The sequence below is a fragment of the Cellulomonas sp. P5_E12 genome, assembly GCF_054049315.1.
Window position 1 is genome coordinate 23,685 of sequence record NZ_JBFUMP010000031.1, and the last position, 6,841, is coordinate 30,525.

Genomic DNA, 6,841 nt, shown 5'->3' on the forward strand with positions numbered 1-6,841 from the left:
TCAACACTCCTTCGACACTGCGATGGTCCGAGCTCTGATCAGTCCCACTCGAACCCGCCGCGCTTCCACTCGTAGACGAACGGCACCGTGATGATCACCAGGAACCCGATCATCGCGACCAGGCCGAACAGCGCCAGGTCCGCGAAGCTCACGGCCCACGGGTAGAGGAACACCACCTCGATGTCGAAGATGATGAAGGTCATCGCGACCAGGTAGTACTTGATGGGGAAGCGACCCCCGCCGATGGCGTGCGGGGTGGGCTCGATCCCGCACTCGTACGCCTCGAGCTTGGCGCGGTTGTACCGCTTCGGACCCAGGATCACGCTCGAGCCGACGCCGCCGAGGGCGAGCACGGCGGCGATGCCCATGAGGAAGAGCAGCGGGACGTACGGGTTGCTCATCGCGCGTCACTCCACTTCTTTGTGGTGGCCTTCCGGCCGATGGGATTCATGCGGCGGGGGCGATCCGCGCCAGGCCGGCGATGACCCGGTCCACCAGGTCACCGCCCTTCGGCTCGTAGCAGTCGGAGAGGAGCTTGAGCACGAACTTCATGACGAGCGGCCGGGGCAGCCCGTACTTCGTGCAGACGCGCATGACCTCGGGGTGCTCGATCAGCCGGACGAACACCCGGCCGAGCGTGTAGTACCCGCCGAGATCGTCCTTCATGCGGCGCTGGTACGTGGCGAACGCCCGCTCGCGGCCGGCGGCGGTGCCCCGCGCGAGCCCCTGGGCGATGGCGTCGGCCGCGACCCGCCCGGCCTGCAACCCGTAGGCGATGCCCTCGCCGTTGAACGGGCTGATCATCCCGGCGGAGTCGCCGGCAAGCATGAGCCCGTTGGAGTAGAGCGGCCCGCGGTTGAATCCCATGGGCAGCGCCGCGCCCTTGACGGGACCCACCTGGTTGTCGGGCGTGAACTCCCACTCGGCCGGCAGGTGGCGCATCCAGGTGGCGAACAGCTTCTTGTAGTCGACCTTGGTCGGCGCTGCCGTCGAGGCGACCGAGCCGAGCCCGACGTTCGCCGTGCCGTCGCCGAGCGAGAAGATCCAGCCGTAGCCCGGCATCAGGTTGTCGTCGTCGTCCCGGAGCTCGAGGTGGCTCTCCATCCACGGGTCGTCGTGCCGCGGGGTCTGGAAGTACGTGCGGACCGCGACGCCCATCGGGCGGTCCATGCGCTTCTCCAGGCCCATCCCCGTGGCCAGCCGCGCGGACACGCCGTCGGCGGCGATGACGACAGGCGCACGGTACGTGACGGTCTCGCCGTCGACCTTGGCGTGGACGCCGACCACCCGACCGGACCGCTCGTCGCGCACGGGACCCGTGACGGTGGTGCGCTCCTGCAGCTTGGCGCCCGCGGCACGCGCGTGGTCCGCCAGCGTGTGGTCGAGCGACGTGCGCGCCTTGGCCAGGCCGTACGACGGGTAGCTGGACAGCTCCGGCCACGCGAGCTCGAGGCGGTGGCCTCCCCCGATGACCCGCAGGCCGACGTTCCGGATCCAGCCGTCCTGCTCGCGGATGGGCAGGCCCATCCGCACCAGCTCGGCCACCGCGCGAGGCGTCAGCCCGTCGCCGCAGACCTTGTCCCGGGGGAACTCCGCCTTCTCCAGGAGCAGCACGTCCAGGCCCGCAGAGGCACAGTGGAACGCGGCGGCGGACCCTGCTGGGCCCGCGCCCACGACGATGACATCTGCGTCATCGTGCGTTGTTTCCACCACCAGTGACCCCACTTGTGACGATGTTCACGTACTGCTCCCGGCGAGTGTAACCAGCACCCCTGGGGCTGTCTGCGAAGGCACTCCTTACCTCGCGGCAGCGGGTGAAGAACGTGCCCTGAACTGCCGGTTGACGGCGGCGTGTCGGCCGGAAGGACGTCGCCGGGCGGAGGCGCGGCGAGGCCCATTGTTCACCCGAACGGGCGCTCCTGGGCGATTGCGACGTTCGCTCCTCGGTACCGGGACCTGCGGCGACGCCGGCAGCAGCCGGCCCGGCTCGACGGACGGCATCCAGGTCAGGCCTCGGGCTTGGTCCCCCGGTGCAGGGCGACGATGCCGCCGGACAGGTTGCGGTACGCGACGTGCGTCCAGCCGGCGTGCTTGATCAGCAGGCCCAGCGCGTGCTGGTCGGGCCACTCGCGGATCGACTCGGCGAGGTACACGTACGCCTCGGGCTCCTTGGAGACGGCCCGCGCGACGGGCGGCAGCGCCCGCATGAGGTAGTTCTGGTAGACCGCCCGGAACGGCTTGAACGTGGGCCGCGAGAACTCGCAGACCACCAGCCGGCCGCCGGGCTTGGTGACGCGCAGCAGCTCGTCGAGCGCCGCGTCGACGTCGTTGACGTTGCGCAGCCCGAACGACATGGTCACCGCGTCGAAGGACGCGTCGGCGAACGGCAGGTGCAGCGCGTCGCCCGCGACGAAGGCCAGGTCGGGTCGGCGCCGCTTGCCCACGTCGAGCATCCCGACGGACAGGTCGCACGCGACCACGTGCACACCCGCGTCCGCCATCGGCTCCGACGACGTGCCCGTGCCCGCCGCGAGGTCGAGCACCGTCTCGCCGGGCTGTGCGTCGAGAGCCTTGAGGGTCGCCTTGCGCCACGCGCGGTCCTGACCGAGCGAGATGACGTCGTTGGTCCGGTCGTAGCGGTGGGCCACGGCGTCGAACATGGCGGCGACGTCCTGGGGGTCCTTGTCGAGGGAGGCACGGGACATGTGTCCATCGTCGCAGGTCCGGCGCGCCCGTACGACAGGGCGGGCCGCTTCTCCGGGCATACGCTGGCACCGATGAGCACGCAGCCCTCCGCCCCCGCGGACGCGGTCCCGCAGCCTCTCGTGGTCCGCACGGTCGCGCTCGACGCGCTCGGCGGGACGACGGAACCTGCGGACGCGGACCTCCTGGGCCTACCCGACCCCCTCGACCTGCTCGGGCTCCTGCCGTCGCAGGCCCCGCTCGCCTGGGTGCGTCGCGGTGACGGACTCGTCGCGTGGGGCGAGACGCTCCGGATCGAGGTCGGCGGCGCCGACCGGTTCGCCGACGCCGAACGGGCGTGGCACGACGTGCTCGCGCGGGCGATCGTCCGCGACGAGGTGCAGGCGCCCGGGACCGGCCCCGTGGCCTTCGGCTCGTTCGCGTTCGACGACGACTCACCGGCCGGCGGCGTCGTCGTCGTGCCGCGCGTCGTCATCGGCCGCCGCGCCGGGCGCACCTGGCTCACCACCATCACCACGGGCGCCCGGCTGCGCGCCGCGCCGCGGCTCGCCGACGTCGTCGGCCCCCGCGTGCCGCCCGTCGATCCCGGCGAGGTCGCCTACACCGACGGGGCCGTGAGCGCCGACGGGTGGCGCGACGTCGTCGCGAGCGGCATCGCGGCGATCAAGGCCGGCGACGTGGACAAGGTGGTGCTCGCCCGCGACGTGCACGCGCGCACCGAGCACCCCCTCGACGTCCGCTGGGCGCTCGAGCGCCTGGCGACGCAGTACCCCTCGTGCTGGACGTTCAGCGTGGACGGCCTGCTGGGAGCCACTCCTGAGCTCCTCGTCCGCTCCGAGAAGGGTCTGGTCACCTCGCGCGTGCTCGCGGGCACCATCCGGCGCACCGGGGACGACGCGGCCGACGTGGCGCGCGCGGCGATCCTGGCCCACTCCTCCAAGGACCTCGAGGAGCACGAGTACGCGGTGACGTCCGTGGCGCACGCGCTCGAGCCGTTCTGCTCCTCGATCAACGTGCCGGACGTGCCGTTCGTCCTCCACCTGCCCAACGTCCTGCACCTCGCGTCGGACGTGACCGCGGTGCTCACCGCGCCCACCGGCGCCGCGGCGCACCCGTCCTCCCTCGCGCTCGCTGCGGCGCTGCACCCGACCGCCGCGGTCTGCGGCACGCCGACGGTCGCCGCGCGAGAGCTCATCCGCCGTGTCGAGGGCATGGACCGCGCGCGCTACGCCGGGCCGGTCGGCTGGTTCGGCGCCGACGGCGACGGCGAGTGGGGCATCGCGCTGCGCTCGGCCCAGGTCGACGCCGACGACCCGCGACGCGTGCGCCTGTTCGCCGGCTGCGGCGTCGTCGCCGCGTCCGACCCGCCCGCCGAGCTGGCGGAGTCCGAGGCGAAGCTGGTCCCCATGCGGTACGCGCTCGGCCGGGACGCCAGCACGAGCTGACATCCCGGCCGAGGGGCCGTGCCGTGGCCGAAGGGGAGTCGGCCGGGCAGGCGGGCGGTCCGGGGACGGACCGCGTGGCCGGCGACCGGGGTCCGCGGGGGGACGAGACCCGGCGGCCGCCGGCGTTCAGTGGGCTGCGATCAGCCCTGGCCACCCTGCTGCTGCTGCTGGAACCACTGCCACAGCTGGTCGGGGCTGAGCCCGTCGGGGATCCCCGACGAGCCGGAGTCACCCTGCCCCTGGTCGGGAGCCTGCTGCTGCGGGTCCTGCTGCTGCGGGTCCTGCTGCTGCGGGTCCTGCTGCTGCGGGTCCTGCTGCTGCGGAGCCTGCTCGGACGACGCCGACTCCTTGCGGACCGCGAGCGTCACGTCGACGTCCGAGGTCTTGCCGTCGCGGACGACCGTCAGCGTGACCTTGGTGTCGGACGGGAGCGCCCGCACGTAGGCGGTGAGCGACTCGGCGCCGCCGACGGCCTTGCCGTCGATCGCGACGATCGTGTCCTTCTCCTGCAGCTTGGCCGCGGCGGCCGGCGAGCCGTCGCTGACCGACTCCACGACCGCGCCGCGGCGCGTGACGCCGTCGGCGGTGGCGGTGCCGTCGGACAGGGACACACCGAGGAAGGCGTGCTCGGCGGTGCCGTCGTCGACGAGCTGCGCGGCGATGTTCTTCACCAGGTCGACGGGGATGGCGAAGCCGAGGCCGATGGAGCCGGACTCGCTCGAGAGCGTGGCGATCGAGGAGTTGATGCCGATGACCTTGCCCTCGGCGTCGAACAGCGGGCCGCCGGAGTTGCCGGGGTTGACGGCCGCGTCGATCTGGATCGCGTTGGTGACGGTCGCCTCGCTGCTGTTCTCGCCCGAGGTGGAGACGGGGCGGTCGACCGCGGAGACGATGCCGGTGGTGACCGTGCTGGCGAGGCCGAGCGGGTTGCCGACGGCCATGACGGGCTGGCCGACGATGACCTTCGACGAGTCGCCGAACGCGGCGGGCTTGAGGTCGTCCGGGGCGTCGGTCAGCTTGATGACCGCCAGGTCGGTGGTGGCGTCGGTGCCGACGATCGTGGCCTTGAAGATGCGGCCGTCCGTCAGCGTGACCTGCACGCTGTCCGGGTCCGCGTCGGCGACGACGTGGTTGTTGGTGACGATGTGGCCGGCGTCGTCGACGATGACGCCCGAGCCCTCCGCGCCGCCGCCGTTGCCGGTGGAGACCTGGATGGCGACGACCGACTGCTGCACGGCCTTGGCGACGGCCTCCCAGTCCGGGTTGTCGTTCGTCGAGCCGGAGACGGGCACGGTGTCGTTGCTCGTCTGGCCGATCGTGGCCAGCGAGGCGGGGTGGCTGCCGCTCGCGTCGTCGTCGGACAGCGTGTGCGTGATGCCCGCCGTCGCGATCGCGGCGAGGATCGCCGCGGCTGCCGCGGCCCCCGTCACCGGGAGCCAGAGGTTGCGCTTGCGCTGCGTCGGGACGGTGCCCTGCGGCGCCGGTGCGGGCGCGGCGGCGTACACCGCAGCCGGCTGGTAGGCAGCCTGCTGCAGCGTCGCCGGGTCCTGGGCGGCGGCGCGCTGGGCGGCCTCCCACTGCGCGCGGCGGACAGCCTCGAACGGGTCCACGGGCGCCGGCTGCGGCTGTGCAGCCTGCTGCGCCGCGGCCTGCTGGGCAGCTGCGTGCTGAGCGGCGGCCGCCTGGGCGGCGTCGTACGCGGCGCGCTGGTCCGCCGGTGCGGCGGGGTGCGGCGGCGTGAACGGGTTGGTGGGGTGCGCCGGAGCGACAGGCAGCGGCTGGGTGTGCTGGACCGGCAGCGGCTGGGTCGGCTGGACCGGCAGCGGCTGGGTCGGCTGGACCGGCAGCGGCTGGGTCGTGTGCGTCTGGGGGTGCTGACCGGCAGCAGGCGGCTGGTTGCTCGCGCCGTTCTCAGGTGTGGTGGTCATCTTGTGGTGCCCTCCTTGGTCGATGACCATCTCACCTGGTCACGCTGGAGGGAGGCTTCGCAGAACCTGGGAGTTCGCTGCGAGTTTCGGATGGATCGCTCAGGCGGGCAGCGCGGCGGCCACGGCCGCGCCCACCTCGTCGGCGATCCGCTCGCCCAGGGCGCGCCGCCCGGCCCGGTCGACCCGGACCTCCACCACGCTCAGGCCCGGCCCGGGCGCGGCGAGCGCGGGCAGCAGCCCGTCGACGTCGCTGACCCGCGTGTGCCGCACGCCGTACCCCGCGCACAGCGCGGCGAGGTCGGCGCCGTGCGGGGTCGCGAAGACGCGCTCGAACACGTCGGCGCGTGCCGGCTCGCCCGGTTCGAGCGTCGAGAAGATCGACCCGCCGTCGTCGTTCGCGACGACCAGCTGGAGGTGCACCGTCGCCTCGAGCGGCCCGCGCAGCAGGCCCCCGACGTCGTGCAGGAACGTGAGGTCCCCCAGCAGCGCCCGGACCCGTCGGTCCGGGAGCCAGAGCGCGACGCCGACCGCCGTCGAGACGGTGCCGTCGATGCCCGCGAGGCCGCGGTTGGCCAGGACCACCGGCGGCGAGTCCCAGCGGGCCACCAGGTCGAGGTCCCGCACGGGGTTCGACGACCCGACCACGAGCGCGTCGTCGGCGCCGCTCACCTGGGCGACCGCGCGGGCCAGCGCCGGTCCCGTCACGCGGGTCCCGCTGCGGGACCGGCGACCGGCGTCGAGCCCGTCGAGCACGCCGTCGATCGC

Annotated in this window: 6 protein-coding genes; 1 reads left to right on the top strand and 5 read right to left on the bottom strand. The window is 73.2% G+C overall.

The annotated features are described in order from the left end of the window. Positions 1-38: 38 nt before the first annotated feature. From ACXJKA_RS18425 to ACXJKA_RS18435, 3 genes are all read right to left on the bottom strand, one after another. Positions 39-401, bottom strand: coding sequence for an NADH-quinone oxidoreductase subunit A (locus ACXJKA_RS18425; protein WP_370503697.1), 363 nt, complete (start codon positions 399-401; stop codon positions 39-41). A 46-nt stretch (positions 402-447) separates the two neighbouring features. Next, a complete protein-coding gene (locus ACXJKA_RS18430; RefSeq protein ID WP_456826647.1) occupies positions 448-1,713 on the bottom strand; it encodes a geranylgeranyl reductase family protein in 1,266 nt (421 codons plus the stop codon). Between the two features lie 293 nt (positions 1,714-2,006). After that, positions 2,007-2,705 (bottom strand): demethylmenaquinone methyltransferase, encoded by a 699-nt coding sequence (locus tag ACXJKA_RS18435; RefSeq protein WP_456826648.1) that lies wholly within the window; start codon positions 2,703-2,705, stop codon positions 2,007-2,009. Between the two features lie 72 nt (positions 2,706-2,777). Between ACXJKA_RS18435 and ACXJKA_RS18440 the strand changes: the two genes are divergently transcribed. Continuing rightward, on the top strand, positions 2,778-4,148 hold the full coding sequence (locus tag ACXJKA_RS18440) for an isochorismate synthase (protein WP_456826649.1): 1,371 nt from the start codon (positions 2,778-2,780) through the stop codon (positions 4,146-4,148). Between the two features lie 140 nt (positions 4,149-4,288). Here the strand turns inward: ACXJKA_RS18440 and ACXJKA_RS18445 are convergent, their stop codons facing one another. Next, positions 4,289-6,076, bottom strand: coding sequence for a trypsin-like peptidase domain-containing protein (locus ACXJKA_RS18445; RefSeq protein WP_456826650.1), 1,788 nt, complete (start codon positions 6,074-6,076; stop codon positions 4,289-4,291). A 99-nt stretch (positions 6,077-6,175) separates the two neighbouring features. Further along, on the bottom strand, positions 6,176-6,841 hold a 666-nt coding region (locus ACXJKA_RS18450; protein WP_456826651.1), incomplete at its 5' end, for a thiamine pyrophosphate-dependent enzyme.

Excerpts from the sequence above, each read along its gene's own strand:
- ACXJKA_RS18440 (WP_456826649.1), top strand. The coding sequence starts at position 2,778 with ATGAGCACGCAGCCCTCCGCCCCCGCGGACGCGGTCCCGCAGCCTCTC.
- ACXJKA_RS18445 (WP_456826650.1), bottom strand. The coding sequence starts at position 6,076 with ATGACCACCACACCTGAGAACGGCGCGAGCAACCAGCCGCCTGCTGCC.
- ACXJKA_RS18425 (WP_370503697.1), bottom strand. The coding sequence starts at position 401 with ATGAGCAACCCGTACGTCCCGCTGCTCTTCCTCATGGGCATCGCCGCC.
- ACXJKA_RS18435 (WP_456826648.1), bottom strand. The coding sequence starts at position 2,705 with ATGTCCCGTGCCTCCCTCGACAAGGACCCCCAGGACGTCGCCGCCATG.